The organism is Actinoplanes sp. NBRC 103695 (assembly GCF_030269485.1).
GTDB lineage: Bacteria > Actinomycetota > Actinomycetes > Mycobacteriales > Micromonosporaceae > Actinoplanes.
In genome coordinates, this window is record NZ_BSTL01000002.1 from 494,393 (window position 1) to 510,000 (window position 15,608).

Here is a 15,608-nt window from a genome sequence, read left to right on the forward strand (position 1 = left end):
TCTCCCGTCATCGGACCGGCGGCAATACTAGTGCGCATGCGTCTCGCGGAGCTGCAGGGCCGGTCGGTGGCAGTCTGGGGTACAGGTCGGGAGGGCCGGGCCGCGGTGACCGCGATCGCTCAGCACCACCCGGCGCGGTTGCTCGCGGTGGACGACAGCGCCAACTTCCTGTCGATCCCGTGGGAGGGCGAGCTCGCCGAGCTCGCGCCGCTGGCCGGTGGCGACCACGCGCAGGCCGCTCTGCTGGCGGCCGACGTGGTGGTCCGCTCGCCGGGCGTCCCGCAGACCCACCCCTGGATGGCTGAGCTGCGTGCCCGTGGCGTGACGGTGACCGGCGGCAGCGCGCTGTGGATGGCCGAGCACGCCGCCCGCACCGTGGGCGTGACGGGGTCGAAGGGCAAGAGCACCACCGCCAGCCTGATCAGCCACCTGCTGGCGGCGGCCGGCCGGCCGAACGTCTTCGGCGGCAACATCGGCGTCCCGCTGCTCGACCTGCCGCCCGCCGAGCTGTACGTGCTGGAGCTCTCCAGTTACCAGTGCGCGGACCTGGCCGACTCGCCCCGGACCGCGGTGGTCACGTCGCTGTTCCCGGAGCATCTGGACGCGCACGGCGGCGAGCGCGAGTACTACCGCGACAAGTTGAACATCCTCGCCCACAGTCCGGAACTGATCGTCGTGAACGGTGCCGACGAGCGGCTCATGGCCGAGGTCGCGGGGCTCACCGACGCGAACGGGTTCGGCCCGATCCCGGCGGGCGCCGACGACTCCCGCTTCCGGGTCGAGGCCGACGGCGCGGTGTGGTGCAGCGACGATCCGCTCTTCCCCCGCTCGTACTTCAAGCCGCGCGGGGTGCACAACGGCCGCAACCTCTGCGTCGCGCTCGCGGTGCTCGACGGTATGGGGGTCGACACGCACGACCCCGATCTCGCCGCCGCGGTCGAGACCTACGAGGGGCTGCCGCACCGGCTCGCCGAGATCGAGGACCCGTCCGGGCTGACCTTCGTCGACGATACGCTGTCCACGAGTCCGTACTCCGCCATGCACGCGATCGACGCATACCAGGGGCGACCGCTGACCGTACTGGTCGGCGGGACCGACCGGGGCCTGGACTACGCGCCGCTGCGCGAGCACCTCCGCGGTCTGGAGCTGACCGTGATCGGCATCCCGGACAGCGGGCCGCGCATCGTGGCCGAGCTCGCCGGCCTGCCTGCCGTGCGCACCGAGGTGGCCGACGACCTGCCGGCCGCGGTGCTCCTGGCTCGCAAGGTCACGCCCGAGGGCGGCGTCGTGCTGCTCTCGCCGGCCGCCCCGAGCTACGGGCGGTACCGCAACTTCGAGCACCGTTCCGAGGTCTTCGCGCAGGCGATCCGCGACAGCGCCGTCTGACCAGGCGCCGGGTAACACGCTCGACTCTTCGTTTCACCCGATCGGTTCTTGGCTGATCGGGCGTTCGGTCGATCCCAAATCATGACACTTGCCGTCGTCTCGGACTAACGGACGGTAAGGAATCTTTGCGGATTCATGGCCGTGAACCGACGCCGCTGTAACACGGATTCACCGTCGTTGATCAGGTCACAGTTTGAAAACTTCAACCAGATTCTTGACAGGAAGGGGTGATTAGTAAGAACTTTTACCGCGACAGTTAACACTCCTTCCTGAAGGGCGGGCCACATGGTCGAGCCGGCGGTGGACGGTGCGGCACCAGCCGTGATCGTCCATGCCTCAGGGATGAACGGATCGGACGGCGTGCTCGTACGCGTCCGGACGCTTCTCCCGGAGTTCACCGGCGCCCTCCAACGGGTCGCGGAGCACGTGCTCACCGACCCGGCGGCCGCCTCCCGCGCCACGATCGTGGAACTGGCCGAGCGCAGCGGCACCTCACCCGCGACGATCACCCGGTTCTGCCGGGCGCTCGGCTTCGACGGGTACGCCGACCTGCGGCTGGGCATCGCCGCGGAAACCGGCCGCGCGCGGTCCGCCGGATGGACCGTCGACATCGGACGCGAGATCCAGCCGGGCGACCCGCTGGAGCGCGTCCTCGGTCAGATCATGGCCGCCGACACCCGCGCCATGCACGACACCGCCGAGCTCCTCGACCTCGCCGAGGTCGAACGCGCCGCCGGCGCGATCGCCGCGGCCACCCGGGTGAACATCTTCGGCGCCAGCGGCAGCGCGCTGGTCGGCGAGGAGATGCAGTTCAGCCTGCACCGCATCGGGGTGCCCGCGTGGGCCTGGACCGACGTCCACAACGGACTCGCCAGCGCCGCGCTCTCCCGGGCCGGCGACGTCGCGCTGGGCATCTCGCACTCCGGCGAGACCGGCGAGACCATCGAGCTGCTCGCCGAGGCCAGCAGCCGCGGCGCCACCACCATCGCGCTGACCAGCTTCCCGCGCTCGCCGCTCGCCGAGCTCGCGGACATCGTGCTGGTCACCGCCACCCAGGCGACCACCTTCCGGCCGGACGCGCTCTCCGCGCGCCACCCCCAGCTGGTCGTCCTCGACCTCCTCTATGTCGCCGTCGCGCAGCGGACCCACGAACGTTCGCATGCCGCGTTCCAGCGCACCGCCCAAGCCGTCAGCGGACACAAAGCCGCCAAGGACGGGAGCAGCACGCCATGAGACACCTGATGTCCACCCACATAAATCGCGCACCCGACAAGACCCCTCTGGAGGAACCGTGAAGCGCAAGATCGCGCTCGCCGCGGCACTCACCGCCGCGCTGCTCGCAGCGGCGTGTGGCAATGACAGCAGCAACAGCGGCACGCCGGACGCCAACGCGTCGGTCGACGGCAAGGGCAAGACCCTGAAGGTCTGGCTCATGGTCGACGCCCAGTCCGGCTGGAAGAACGTCGTCGACCAGGCCAACGAGCGCTTCACCGCGGCCACCGGCGCCCAGGTGCAGATCGACTACCAGCAGTGGGGCGACCACCTGGCCAAGGTCGACGCCACGCTGGCCGGCTCCGAGGTTCCGGACGTCATGGAGCTCGGCAACACCGAGATGCCCAAGTACGTGTTCAACGGCGCCTTCCACGAGCTGGACAAGGCCCAGTACGAGAACTCGGCGACCTGGCTGACCGGCCTCTCCGCCCCGTGCGAGTTCGAGGGCAAGACCTGGTGCGTGCCCTACTACGCCGGCGCTCGGGTGCTGATCTACAACACCGACCTGTTCACCAAGGCCGGTCTGCAGCCGCCGAAGACCTACGCCGACGTGGTCACCGCCGCCAAAACGCTGAAGGAGAAGAACCCCGGCGCCAAGTTCTCCGGCTTCTACGCCCCCGGCGCGCACCAGTACATGGGTCTCGCCTGGGCCGTCAGCGGTGGCGGCACGATCGCCAAGCAGGAGGGCGACAAGTGGGTCGGCACCCTCTCCGACCCGAAGGTGCAGGAGGGCCTGACGAAGTGGAAGGAGATCACCTCCTACTCGTCCGGTGACAAGACCAAGAACGAGCAGGACCAGTCGGCCATCTTCGCGCAGGGCACGAGCGGCATGATGTACGGCGCGGGCTGGGAGGCCAGCTCGGCGCAGGAGCAGCCGAAGGACCCCAACGACCCGGCGTCGGCGAAGGTCAAGACCAAGGTGGCCGGCAAGGTCGCCACGGTCGCCATGCCGGAGGTCCCGTCCTTCCTCGGTGGGTCGAACGTCGGCATCGCCGCCAAGGCGCCGAACCCCGAACTGGCCGCGCAGTGGATCAAGATCTTCACCGACACCAAGTCGCAGGAGCTCCTGATCGAGAAGGGCGCGCTGCCCAACGCGACCAGCCTGCTCGACAAGGCCGCCGCCAAGGAGGGCAACGAGGCCAGCGCTCAGGCCGCGAAGAACAGCTTCTTCGTCCCGATGGCGCCGAAGTGGGCCGAGGTCGAGTCGGCCAACGTGATCCAGCAGATGCTGGTCAGCATCGCCACCGGCAAGGCCACCGTGGCGGACGCGACCAAGAAGGCCGACGACCAGATCAACACCATCCTCAACAGCTGACCACCGGCGCCGCCCGCCCGTCCCTGACGCGGGCGGGCGGCGCACCGGTGATCCTCCAGGGAGAGGAAGAGATCTGATGTCCGTCGCCTCACCGTCAGCTCCGGCGCGGCCCACACCGCCCGGGCCGCCGGCGCCCGGCGCACACGTCCGACGCAAGCGGCGTTCGAGCACCTCCAGCGGCCTCGTGCCGTACGCGCTCGCCCTGCCCGCGCTGTTCCTGCTGTTCGCGCTGCTCGGTTATCCGATGGTCCGGATGGTCGTGTTGTCGTTCCAGAACATGCGGCTGCGGGAGCTCTTCGCCGGGCTCACCCCGCCGTGGGTCGGTCTCGACAACTACACCAAGGTCCTCACCGACAGCGTGTTCTGGACCGTGGCGCTGCGCACGACGGTCTTCACCGTCGTCTCGGTCGCGCTCACCGTGACCATCGGCCTGGCCGTGGCGATGCTCATGCGCCGGGTCGCGCCGAGCATCCGGATCGCCATGATCGTCGTGATGATGTTCGTCTGGGCGATGCCGCAGCTGGTCGCCACGCAGATCTTCCGCTGGCTGGTGGACGCCGACTTCGGCGTGATCAACTACCTGCTCACGTTGATCGGCCTGGACTACGAGAGCCACAGCTGGTTCGCCGAACCGCTCGAGGGCTGGGCCGTGATCACCTCGCTGGTGGTCTGGGCCGGCATCCCGTTCATCGCGATCACCCTGAACGCCGGGCTGACCCAGGTGCCCAAGGAGCTCATCGAGGCCGCCACGGTCGACGGCGCCTCGCCCTGGCAGGCATTCCGCAACATCACGTTGCCGATCCTGAAACAGCTGATCGTCATCGTGACCACGTTGTCGGCGATCTGGAACTTCGGCCTGTTCACCCAGCCCTGGGTGATCCGGGACGGCCGGCCCAGCTCCGACTACCAGACCCTGGCCACGTACGCGTACAGCACCGCCTTCAAGACCAACAACTACAGCCTCGGCTCGGCGATCTCGGTGATCACCGTGATCCTCCTGGCCGCCGTGATGGTGTTCTACATCCGGCAGATGTTCAAGATCGGAGACGTGGACTGATGGCCGCCGTCGCCCCCGTCGTACCCATACGCAAACGCCGCCGCCGCCCGATCGACAGCGACACCGTCACGGTCGGCCGGAGCAGGGCCGGCACGCTGTTCGCGAACCTGGCCGCCATCGGGTTCATCGTGGTCATGGCGTTCCCGGTCTACTGGGTGCTGAACACCGCGTTCAAGCCGTCCAACGAGATCCTCCGGTTCGAGCCGACGTTCATCCCGAACAGCCCGACGTTCGACAACTTCAAGTCGGCGTTCAACGCGCCGTTCTTCCAGCAGGACCTGCTCAACAGTGTGATCATCACGCTGGGTGCGGTGGCCGGTGCGATCGTGGTCGGCTTTCTGGCCGCGCTGGCGATCGCCCGGTTCCAGTTCTACGGCCGGAAGGCGATCATTCTGGTCGTCCTCGGCGTGCAGATGGTTCCGCTGGTCGCGCTGCTCATTCCGCTCTACCTGATGATGCAGGGCTTCGGGCGGACCAAGGAGCTGCCTGGGGTGATCATTGTCTATATCGTGCTGATCCTGCCGTACACCGTCTGGACCCTGCGTGGTTTCATTTCCGGGATCCCGCGCGAGCTGGACGAGGCCGCGCTGATCGACGGCTGCACGCGTGCGCAGGTGTTCTGGCGGATCATTCTGCCGCTCACTGGTCCCGGTTTGGTCGCAACGTCCGTGTACGGCTTCATTCAGGCGTGGAACGAGTTCATCATCATCAACACGTTCAACGATCAGGCTCAGCAGAACCTGATGGCTTGGCTGCTGCAGAACCAGACGCAACGAGGGACGTTCTGGGGACCGCTGATGGCCGGGTCGATCCTGACCGCGATTCCGGTGGTGATCTTCTTCCTCATCATCCAGCGCAACATCGCGACCGGCCTCACCGCCGGCGCGGTGAAGGGCTGACCTGCAATAACCCCTTTTCCGTACGAAGCACGAGCACCACCAGCGAGGAGTAACAATGAGCGACATTTTTGCCCGGCCCGAGGTCGACCGGCGCACGCTGCTGCGTCGTGCCGCGGCCGTGGGCCTGATGGCGACGCCGGCGGCCGGACTGCTGAGCGCCTGCGTGGGCGGCGGCGAGGAGAAGACCCAGGACCAGGCCGAGGGTACGAAGAGCGACACCAACCCGCTGGGCGTCGACGCCAAGGCGCCGCTCGAGGTCATCATCTTCAACGGCGGCCTGGGCAGCAAGTACGCCACCGACGTGCACATCCCGTCGTACAAGAAGGCCTTCCCCACCGCCGAGGTGAAGTTCTCCGAGACGCAGGAGATCGGCAAGGTCGTCCAGCCCCGGATCAACGCCGGTGACCCGCCGGACATGGTCAACAACGCCGGCGCCGGCCTGATGGACATGGCCGCGATCGTCAAGGCGGGCCAGGCCCAGGACCTCACCGACCTGTTCGCCGCCCCGTCGGTGGACATCCCGGGCAAGACGGTCAAGGACACCCTGGTCCCCGGCGCGTACGAGCAGGGCCTCTTCGACGGCAAGCCGTACGTGCTCAACTACGCGTTCACCGTGTACGGCCTCTGGTACAACAAGGCGCTGTTCACCAAGAACAACTGGACGCTGCCGAAGACCTGGGCCGAGTTCACCACCCTGCTCGGCACGATCAAGGCCGCGGGCGTCACCCCGTTCGCGTACGCCGGGGCCAACGCGCCCTACTACATGTACCTGGCGATCCTGACCAGCGCCGCGAAGATCGGTGGCACCGAGCTCCTCAAGGCGCTGGACGAGAACGCGGACGGCGCGTGGGAGGCGCCGGCGATCAAGCAGGCCGCCGCCGCGTGGGCCGAGATCGGCGCCAAGTTCTCCGACAAGAAGTTCAAGGGCCTGCGGCACACCGAGGTCCAGCTGCAGCAGAACCAGGACAAGGTCGCCTTCTACCCGTGCGGCTCCTGGCTGGAGAACGAGCAGGCAAAGGACACCCCGGCCGGCTTCGAGTACGCGGTCATCCCGCTCCCGTCGGTCACCGGCGCGGACAAGCTCCCGCAGACCGCGATCTACGCGGCGGCCGGCGAGATGTACTACGCCTCCAGCAAGGGCAAGAACCCGCGCGGCGGCATGGAGTACCTGCGTCACATGCTCTCCAAGGAGGGCGCGGCCGGCTTCACCAAGCTGACCAAGGTGCTCACCGTCGTACAGGGCGCGGCCGACGGCCTGACCATCTCGCCCGGCCTGACCAGCGGCAACGAGCTGCTCAAGGGCGCCGGCTCGGACTTCTTCGGCTACCGCTGGCCGGACCTGTACAAGAAGCTCGACGTCGAGGTCCAGGCCGCGACCAACCAGCTGATGTTCGACGGCGGCACGGCCGACCAGTTCGTCACCCGGATCGCCAAGGTGGCCAAGGCCGTCTAGGCCCTGGTCAGATCACCTGTAAGCCCGTAGGAAGGACGCCATGCGGCACGGCAAGTACCCCTTCATCATCGGTTTCCTTGTCGTGCCGGTGGCTCTTTACGTGACCTTCGTGGTCGCGGCGTACGTCCAGACGTTCCAGCTGGCGTTCACCGACTGGTCCGGTCTGGGGCCGATCTCGTACGTCGGGTTCGAGAACTTCGTCACCATGTGGAACGACTCGTTGTTCTGGCGCTCCGTCCAGCACAACCTGTTCGTCCTGCTGGTGCTGCCGATCATCACGATCGCCCTGGCCCTGGTGTTCGCGTTCCTGCTGAACGTCGGCGGCGGGCACAAGGGTGGCACCACCCGCGGCGTCTGGGGCTCCAAGCTCTACCGGGTGCTGTTCTTCTTCCCGCAGCTCCTGGCCCTGGCCATCGTCGCGGTGATCTTCGGCCGGGTCTACTCGCCGGACGAGAGCGGCCTGATCAACGGGCTGCTCCCGTCCGGGTCGGAGCCGATCCTCTTTCTGGCCGACGGCAACATCGCGCTGATCAGCATCGTCGCGGTGCTGGTCTGGCAGTCGGTCGGCTTCTACGTGGTGCTCTTCTCGGCGGGCATGGGCTCCATCTCGACGGAGATCTACGAGGCCGCGGCGATCGACGGCGCCAACCGGGTCACGCTGTTCTTCCGGATCACCGTCCCGCTGCTCTGGCAGACCATCCAGGTCGCCTGGGTCTACCTGGGCATCGCGGCGTTTGACTGCTTCGCGCTGGTCAACATCATGTCCGTGGAGCGCGGCGGCCCGGACGGCGCCACCTCGGTGCTGAGCCTGATGATCTACCGCAACGCGTTCGAGTTCTCCCAGGCCGGCTACGCGTCGGCGCTGGGCGTGTCGTTGTTCATCCTGACCCTGGCGTTCGCCGCGCTGACCCTCCGGGTCACCCGCCGCGACGCCGTCGAGATGTGAGGGGAGCTCGGTGACCATGACTTCGACCGAGGCGCCCGCCGCTGTGCCCGCCAAGACGTCGTCCGCGGGGCGCAAGCCGGACACCAAGCGCGAGGTGAACGCCTTCAGCAGCCTCGCGCACATCGCCCTGTTCGTCTGGGCGCTGGCCACCGCCGGCCCGCTGATCTGGGTGGTGCTGTCCTCCTTCAAGAACAACACCGAGATCTTCCTGGGCCAGCCGTTCGGGCTGCCCAGCTCGTTCTCGTTCCAGTCGTACCTGGACGCGTGGACCACCGCGCACGTCGGCCAGTACTTCCTGAACAGCGTGTTCGTGGTGGTGCTGAGCACGGCGGGCACCATGCTGCTGGGCTCGATGGCCGCGTACGTGCTGGCCCGCTACCGGTTCCCCGGCAACCGGGCCATCTACTACCTGTTCGTCAGCGGCCTGGCGTTCCCCACCTTCATGGCCCTGGTCCCGCTGTTCTTCATCCTGAAGAGCTTCGGCCTGATCAACACGTTCACCGGCCTGATCCTGGTGTACATCGCCTACTCGCTGCCGTTCACGGTGTTCTTCATGGCCGCGTTCTTCAAGACGCTGCCGATGGAGATCGAGGAGGCGGCGACCATGGACGGCGCCTCGCACACCCGCAAGTTCTTCCAGATCATGGTGCCGATGGCCAAGAGCGGCCTGGTCAGCATCACGATCTTCAACATCGTCGGCCAGTGGAACCAATATCTGCTGCCGGTCGCGATCATGCAGGGCGCCGGCGCCGACTCCAAGTGGGTGCTGACCCAGGGCATCGCGAACATCAGCACGTCGGCCGGCTACCAGGCGCAGTGGTCGACGCTGTTCGCCGCGCTGACCCTCTCGATCCTGCCGATGATCATCGTGTACGCGATCTTCCAGCGTCAGATCCAGGCCGGCCTCACCGCCGGCGCGGTGAAGTAGCCGGTTTTTGTCGTACCTCCACGCCAGAATGCAGGTGTGGACCCGACCGCGACGACAACGACGAGTGGCTCAGCTGCCCCCGGGGCGGCTGGGCCACTCGCCGTTCAGGCCGGCCCCGGGTCCACCGGCCGGCTTCAGCCGCTCCACCCCGACGGGCGCCCGGCCGGGCCGATCGAGGACGTGGCCGACCTGGCCGCGGCGATCCGCTCACGCGAGGCCTCCGGCCAGGTGCGCTGGCTCTGGTCCGCCACCTCAGAGGTCTACCCGCCCCTGGTCCGTGCGGGCGTCCGGGTCCGCCGCTGCCACGATCTGGAGCTGACCGAGGCACTCCTACTCGGGTACGCCGGATGGTGGGGCGCACCGCGCGCGCTGCCCGCGGTCATCGCCCGCCTCGACGGCCGTCCCGTCCCGCCCGACCCGCCGCCGCGCCAGCCCGACCCGCCGGGCCACAGCCAGGGTTCCCTCTTCGACGCGGGCCCCGCCCCGTCCAAAGCCACCGGCGCCCTCGCCGACGTCGTGCGCGCCTACGCCGACCAGCACGCCCGCCTCGCCGCGATCGAGCAGCCCGGCCGGTTCCGTCTGCTCGTGGCGGCGGAGAACGCCGGCGCCCTGCTCGGCGTCGAGATGGGCCACGCCGGCCTGCCCTGGCGCGCCGACCTGCACGACACGCTGCTGCGCGAGCTGCTCGGCCCGCCCCAGCCGGTCGGCCCGCCCCGCCGCCTCGCCGAGCTGACCGCGCAGATCAACACCGCTTTCGGCGTACGCGGCCTGCACCCCGACTCGCCGGCCGAGGTGGTGCGGGCCTTCGCCCGGGCCGGCATCGAGATCCCCAACACCCGGGCCTGGGTGCTACGCAAAATCGAGCATCCGGCGGTCCAGCCCCTCCTGGAGTACAAGGAGCTCTACCGCATCTGGACGGCACACGGCTGGTCGTGGCGCGACGCCTGGATCGTCGGCGGCCGGTTCCGCCCCGAGTTCGTCCCCGGCGGCGTCGTCTCCGGCCGCTGGGCCACCCGAGGCGGGGGAGCACTCCAGGTCCCCAAGGTGGTCCGCCGCGCCGTGGTCGCCGACGACGGCTGGCGTTTCGTCGTCGCCGACGCCGGCCAGCTCGAGCCACGAGTCCTCGCCGCGGTGTCCGGCGACACCCGCCTGGCCGCCGCCGCGAAGGCAGGCGACCTCTACGCCGCCCTGGCCGCCGACTCCTTCGACGGCGACCGGGCCAAGGCCAAGGTCGCCCTGCTCGGCGCCATGTACGGCCAGACCGGCGGCGCCGCGATCCCCGCCCTGGCCGTCCTCCGCCAGCACTATCCCACCGCCTTCGAGTACGTCGAGACGGCCGCCCGCACCGGCGAGGCCGGCGGCCTGGTCCGCTCCTGGCTGGGCCGCACCTGCCCACCGGCTTCCTCAGCCTGGCGCGACGCCGGCCTCGACCCACCCGAGGAGGCGGGCACAGCCGAACTCCCGCAGGGCGGCGCGACGGGCCGCGCCCGGGGCCGCTTCACCCGCAACTTCGTCATCCAGGCCACCGCCGCCGAGTGGGCCCTGGTCCTGCTGGCGTCCCTGCGCACAGCCTTGGAGGGCACCAAGGCCGAGCTGGTCTTCTTCGTCCACGACGAGGTGGTCGTGCACTGCCCCGAGGACGAGGCCCCCACGGTGGTGGCGGCAGTCCAGCAGTCCGCGGCGGAGGCGGGCCGCTTGCTCTTCGGCGCGACCGAGGTCCGCTTTCCCCTGGATGTCTCCGTCGTCCAGTGCTACGCCGACGCCAAGTAACGGCCGCGCAACCCGCCGTTGCTCGACCGCGTTAACCCACGCTGCGACGTAACCCACGCTGTCACTTGCTTCCGCTGCGCCGCGCCCACCCGTTCGCGCTGCATCGCCACCACTCCCGCTGCACTGCCCGCCTTTGCTGCGCCGCCTTTTGCTGCGCCGCCTTTGCTGGGCCGCCTGCCTTCCGCCGCCGCACGCCTTTCGCTGCGCCGCCTGCCCGGCGCTCGGCACGATGGTGCTGTATCGATGCTGAGCGACTGGAGGGCCTGCTATGCCGGCATCGGGTGACCGGTGCGTTTCAGGATCTCGGTGGCGATGTCCGCGGCGGGACGGTCATCGGTGTCCACGTGCAGGTCGCCGAAGACGCCGAGGGTTTGGTCGATGCGCGCCGCCTGGTCTGCGATCTCGCGTAGCCGCCCGGGCGGTTGCCCGACCAGCTCATCGCCCGCGAGACCGCTCGCCGGGCTCACACCCCGCCCGCGCAGCGCGGCCCGCTCGCCGAGGACCCGCCGACTGGCGCGCAGCCGGCACAGCGTGATCGCGGCGGCCGGCAGCGCGTCGGCGTAGTGCGTGAAGTCCTCCGGCCGTTCGAGCGGCCCGACCGCGATCAGGCATGCCGCACCCGAGGCGCGAAAGGAACGCCAGACCGAGGCCAGGTTCGCCGCCTTGAGCCGATGGTTGCCCGGATCGCCAGCCGGGACCGGACGACGGAACCCGATCTGATCGAGGTCGACGAAAGCCGCCGTTACCCCGCCCTGCCTGATCCGCTGATACACCTGCCAGCCGACCGTCGACTTGCCCACCGCGGTCGGTCCGCAGACCCACAGGATCTCGCCCGTGCCGGGACCAAGCGCCCGCTCCACGTCGCCCGCGCCGCGACCAAGCGCCCGCTCCACGTCGCCCGCGCCGCGACCAAGCGTCTGATCCCCGCCCGCACTGGGATGGGGCGTCCGGCTCACGCCGCCGGCATCGAATCCGGGTGTCCGGCTCACGCCACTCGCGTCGAGACCAGGTGCCCGCCTTGCGCCGCCCGCGTCGGGATCAGGTGTCCGGCTCACGCTCACTTCGGAACCGAGTGGCCGACTCGCGCCTCCCGCGGCGGGACCGGGTGCCAACCTTGCGCTCAACGGTTCGGTCAGGGGCACGCCAGGCCAACCCGTATGCGCGAGGACGCGGTCGGCGACCTCGGCGATCGTCAGCCCGGTCGTGTCGACGCAAGGCTTGCCGGCGAAGGCGCGATCGAGGGCATCGGCGAGGGCGGGGATTGCCGCGCGGTCTTCGAACGGGTTGTCTCGGGCGGCCAGCCGTCGCCCAAGATCGCCCGGGTCGGCGCGTAACCGGACAGCGGTCAGCGCCGCGTCCGGGAGGAGGTCGACGGGCATCCCGCGCACCTGGTCGATCACACCCGGCACGATCACCCCGTGCGCGCCGGCGTCCCGGAAGTTCGCCACGACCGCGTTCAGGGTTCGCGCTTCGAGCAGATGCCGCCCCGGGTCATCGGCGGGCTCGGGCGCCCAGTTCTGCGTCGTCGGCGGGCCGTAACACATCCCCACCTGGTCGATGTCGACGTAGCCGGTGGACAGCCCCTCCGCGGCGAGCCGCCGGAACAGCTCCCAGGTGACGCTGGTCTTACCGACTCCAGGCGGACCGTACAGCCACAACACCGGCAACGAGTGCACGCCGCCAGTATCCGGACCCACCCGCACCCTGGTCGACCGAATTCACGATCAACCCCGTGCGCCCCCGGATGTCACGGGTCAGACCGCCAAGGCCGGCGCCACAGCCTGGGCGGCGGCATCATGCGACCCGGGTTCAGCGAATCCAGAGGTCGGCGGGGGAGCGGCCGCGCCGGAAGCCGTTGGCGTCGGCCAGGTCGGCGGCCTCGCGGAAGCCGTGGGCGACCAGCTCCGGCTGGTGGGCGTCGCTGCCGAAGCTGATCGCGCCGCCGCCCTCCTCCCGCCACCAGCGCAGGATGGTCGCGTGCATCGGGATCCGGGTGCTGACCTCCAGGGCACGTCCCGACCGGGCGGTGGCGCGCAGCGCGTACCGGAACTCCTCCTCGAAATCCTCGGGATCGAACGTCTCCAACGGCCAGGACCGGACCGCGTAGTCGATGTGCGCCAGCACCTCGAAGGCCGCGTCGCTGTTCACCAGCCGGACCACCTCGGCGAGATAGTCCCGCATCACCGAGGCCGGCTCCCGCAGCGGATAGAGCAGCCACGGCTCGGCGAAACCCGACTCGTGCGGGAGGCAGTGCTGCGAGCCGAGCACCCGTTCGAAGGACCCGGGCCCCAGCATCGCGGCGCACTCGGCGGCGTGCCAGTGCGGCTGGCCGAGCTCGACGCCGGTGAGGATGCGCAGGCCGGGGAAGAGCGTCCGGCAGCGGTCGACCGAGTCCAGATAGCCGTCGACGTCCAGCGGCGGCGGCGTCAGCAGGAGGTTCTCGTCCGCCATGGCGAGGTGGTTCTCGTTGGCGTAGGGGCCGCTACGCGCCAGGTACCACGACGTGTGGTCGACGTGCTCGGTGAAGGCGATCGACGGGAGCCCGAGTTCCACGGCCCGCGCGCACGAGCCCTCCATCGAGCCTACGGCCGTGTCCCACGACCACTCGGTGTGAACGTGATTGTCCGGCGGCAGCGGCGGGGAGTCCGCCCGTCGCCCAGCGACGTCGCGCGGAGGGGTGTCGCGCGGAGGGGTGTCGCGCGGAGAGGTGTCGCGCGGAGAGGTGTCGCGCGGAGAGGTCACGCCGCACGGCCCAGGTGCGTCGCGCGCGAGTGGGTCGGTGTGTGGACCAGGTGTGTCGCGCGCGAGTGGGTCGGTGTGTGGACCAGGTGTGTCGCGCGCGAGCGGGCCGGTGTGCGGCGTGGGGAGATCATCGCGCGTGGTCGAGGAATCGCGCGGGGCTCAAGAATCGCGTGGGGCCTAGGAATCGCGCGCGGTCGTGGTGTGGCGCGCGGTCGTGGTGTCGCGCGCGGTCGTGGTGTCGCGCGCGGTTGAGGTGTCGTGGGGCCCAGAAATCGCGCACGGTCGTGGTGTGGCGCGCGGTTGAGGTGCCGCGCGCGGTTGAGGTGTCGCGGGGCCCAAGAATCGCGCGCGGTCGAGGGGCGGCGCGCGGTCGAGGTGTGGCGCGCGGTCGAGGTGTCCCGTGGGCCCAGGTGTCGCGCGCGGGTGGGTCGGTGTGACCGCGAGAGGAGGCAGCGGCGTGGGGGTGGGTCATGGGGCGGCGGCGTCGAGGTGGATGGAGGAGAAGACGCCGGGGAAGAACATGGCCAGGAGGGCCAGCAAGGAGACGATCGTGAAGAGGCCGCGCAAGACGAAGATCTCACCGGGGCCGCCGGCCCTGATCGCGATGCCGTCGGGGATGCCGATCATGCGCCACATGCGGGCGCCCAGCGGGATGGGCCAGAGCAGGGGCACGCCGCTGCGGGTGATCATGTCGCCGATGAGGTGGACCACGCAGCCGACGCCCACGGCGGTGCCCAGCAGGGGGTAGCCGCGGTCGGCGTCCAACTGCGACGCGGCCATGAACGCGACCGCCGCCGAGGTCAAGGTCACGATCAGCCAGCCGGCGCGTTCCGCCCACTTGTCGAAGAGCCCGCGCAGTGCCAGGCCGGCCATGAAGAACAGCACCCCCAGGACCGCCCATTTCCCGTACGCCGCGGCGAGACTGGTCGTGCCCCAGCCGACGAGCCCGGCGAACACCAGCGTATGCGTGAACGTGCGGTGCCCGTTGGTCCGCCGAGGATCACGTGGCATCCGGGTGATCGAGTAGATGCCCAGCGACACCTTCTCGATCACCTCGGCGACGAAGAGCGAGAACACTCCGAACGTCCGCGCCACCGTGGCGCCGCCCTGGTTGCGGGTGACCTTGCCGGACAGGTCCAGGTCGGGCAGCAGCGCCGCCCCGGCACACACCGTCGCCCCGATCGTCACTGCCAGCGGGCTTTGGGCGTACCCCCCGAAGTGATCCAAAGCCCAGCTCCCCGCGAGCCAGACCGCGGCACCGGACAATGCGTGCGAAGGTCCCATCACGGCTTCAAGCGTTTCAGGGCGATGCCAGTCGATCAACGACCCTCGGCTCCATCAGGGAGTCAGGGAGCGTTCCAGGGCGCGACGGGCTGATGCCGGCGGTAGTGCTGGTGCGCCGGCCCGTGGTGCCTGGCGAACGCCATGAACAGGAAGAACATCGGGAAGATCGGCCAGAAGAAGTGTGCGCCGGAGAGGAACCAGAGGCTCACCAGGACGCTGGACAGCACGAACACGAAGCCGCCGAACGCCCGCCTGTCCCGGCGTGTCGCGGCCTGCGCCTGCGGGGTGTGGGCGAGTGCCTGGCGGCCGTTGCCCGGCAGGTCGGCGGTGAGCGGGATCAGATCGTCGCGGAACTTGGCGGCGTAGCAGGCACCCAGCCGCTCCTCACCCTCCTCGAGCGTCAGCCGCCCCTCGGTCATCGCGGCGCGCAGGATCGTGGCGACCTGCTCGCGCTCGGTGTCGGACGTGCGGAGCCGATGCTGCCCTGCCCGCGTGGCGTCGTCGGTGGTCACGGAAGCCCCCTTCGGTGAAGCGATGGCTCAAGATTGCCGTGCCG

At 69.6% G+C, this 15,608-nt stretch carries 13 protein-coding genes; 9 read left to right on the top strand and 4 right to left on the bottom strand.

The window, feature by feature from the left end; all coding sequences use genetic code 11:
* Positions 1-36 precede the first annotated feature (36 nt).
* The 9 genes from murD (at position 37) to QSK31_RS04720 (ending at position 11,026) form a co-directional block, all read left to right on the top strand.
* Positions 37-1,386: a UDP-N-acetylmuramoyl-L-alanine--D-glutamate ligase gene (gene murD, locus QSK31_RS04680; RefSeq protein WP_285681230.1), complete on the top strand. Its 1,350-nt coding sequence runs from the start codon at positions 37-39 to the stop codon at positions 1,384-1,386.
* 285 nt (positions 1,387-1,671) lie between these two features.
* Complete coding sequence (locus QSK31_RS04685; RefSeq protein WP_502872902.1) at positions 1,672-2,619, top strand: MurR/RpiR family transcriptional regulator; 948 nt, start codon at positions 1,672-1,674, stop codon at positions 2,617-2,619.
* Positions 2,620-2,677: 58 nt separating this feature from the next.
* Positions 2,678-3,973 carry an extracellular solute-binding protein gene (locus tag QSK31_RS04690; RefSeq protein ID WP_285681234.1) on the top strand — a complete coding sequence of 432 codons (1,296 nt, stop codon included), beginning with the start codon at positions 2,678-2,680 and terminating at the stop codon, positions 3,971-3,973.
* A gap of 76 nt (positions 3,974-4,049) precedes the next feature.
* The gene (locus tag QSK31_RS04695) at positions 4,050-5,030 is read left to right on the top strand and encodes a carbohydrate ABC transporter permease (RefSeq protein WP_285681236.1); all 981 of its coding nucleotides are present in this window, start codon (positions 4,050-4,052) and stop codon (positions 5,028-5,030) included.
* Entirely contained in the window at positions 5,030-5,929 is a 900-nt protein-coding gene (locus tag QSK31_RS04700) for a carbohydrate ABC transporter permease (RefSeq protein WP_285681239.1), read from the top strand. Before QSK31_RS04695 ends, QSK31_RS04700 begins: the two co-directional genes overlap by 1 nt.
* Before the next feature lie 55 nt (positions 5,930-5,984).
* Positions 5,985-7,382 carry an N-acetylglucosamine/diacetylchitobiose ABC transporter substrate-binding protein gene (gene ngcE / locus QSK31_RS04705; protein ID WP_285681241.1) on the top strand — a complete coding sequence of 466 codons (1,398 nt, stop codon included), beginning with the start codon at positions 5,985-5,987 and terminating at the stop codon, positions 7,380-7,382.
* Between the two features lie 40 nt (positions 7,383-7,422).
* Positions 7,423-8,328, top strand: coding sequence for a carbohydrate ABC transporter permease (locus QSK31_RS04710; RefSeq protein WP_285681244.1), 906 nt, complete (start codon positions 7,423-7,425; stop codon positions 8,326-8,328).
* Positions 8,329-8,344: 16 nt separating this feature from the next.
* Entirely contained in the window at positions 8,345-9,256 is a 912-nt protein-coding gene (locus QSK31_RS04715) for a carbohydrate ABC transporter permease (protein ID WP_285681246.1), read from the top strand.
* Positions 9,257-9,292: 36 nt separating this feature from the next.
* Positions 9,293-11,026, top strand: coding sequence for a bifunctional 3'-5' exonuclease/DNA polymerase (locus QSK31_RS04720; protein WP_285681247.1), 1,734 nt, complete (start codon positions 9,293-9,295; stop codon positions 11,024-11,026).
* 266 nt (positions 11,027-11,292) lie between these two features.
* Here QSK31_RS04720 and QSK31_RS04725 read toward each other — a convergent pair whose 3' ends face one another.
* The 4 genes from QSK31_RS04725 to QSK31_RS04740 all read right to left on the bottom strand — a co-directional run bounded on the left by QSK31_RS04725 (position 11,293) and on the right by QSK31_RS04740 (position 15,564).
* A complete protein-coding gene (locus tag QSK31_RS04725; RefSeq protein WP_285681249.1) occupies positions 11,293-12,474 on the bottom strand; it encodes a hypothetical protein in 1,182 nt (393 codons plus the stop codon).
* Between the two features lie 361 nt (positions 12,475-12,835).
* The gene (locus QSK31_RS04730) at positions 12,836-13,660 is read right to left on the bottom strand and encodes a PHP domain-containing protein (RefSeq protein ID WP_285681432.1); all 825 of its coding nucleotides are present in this window, start codon (positions 13,658-13,660) and stop codon (positions 12,836-12,838) included.
* Positions 13,661-14,236: 576 nt separating this feature from the next.
* Complete coding sequence (locus QSK31_RS04735; RefSeq protein ID WP_285681251.1) at positions 14,237-15,055, bottom strand: metal-dependent hydrolase; 819 nt, start codon at positions 15,053-15,055, stop codon at positions 14,237-14,239.
* Between the two features lie 59 nt (positions 15,056-15,114).
* Entirely contained in the window at positions 15,115-15,564 is a 450-nt protein-coding gene (locus QSK31_RS04740) for a DUF1707 SHOCT-like domain-containing protein (protein WP_285681254.1), read from the bottom strand.
* Positions 15,565-15,608: the final 44 nt, after the last annotated feature.

Coding starts and splice junctions, on each gene's coding strand:
- murD (WP_285681230.1), top strand. CDS start 37: ATGCGTCTCGCGGAGCTGCAGGGCCGGTCGGTGGCAGTCTGGGGTACA.
- QSK31_RS04685 (WP_502872902.1), top strand. CDS start 1,672: ATGGTCGAGCCGGCGGTGGACGGTGCGGCACCAGCCGTGATCGTCCAT.
- QSK31_RS04695 (WP_285681236.1), top strand. CDS start 4,050: ATGTCCGTCGCCTCACCGTCAGCTCCGGCGCGGCCCACACCGCCCGGG.
- QSK31_RS04700 (WP_285681239.1), top strand. CDS start 5,030: ATGGCCGCCGTCGCCCCCGTCGTACCCATACGCAAACGCCGCCGCCGC.
- ngcE (WP_285681241.1), top strand. CDS start 5,985: ATGAGCGACATTTTTGCCCGGCCCGAGGTCGACCGGCGCACGCTGCTG.
- QSK31_RS04710 (WP_285681244.1), top strand. CDS start 7,423: ATGCGGCACGGCAAGTACCCCTTCATCATCGGTTTCCTTGTCGTGCCG.
- QSK31_RS04715 (WP_285681246.1), top strand. CDS start 8,345: ATGACTTCGACCGAGGCGCCCGCCGCTGTGCCCGCCAAGACGTCGTCC.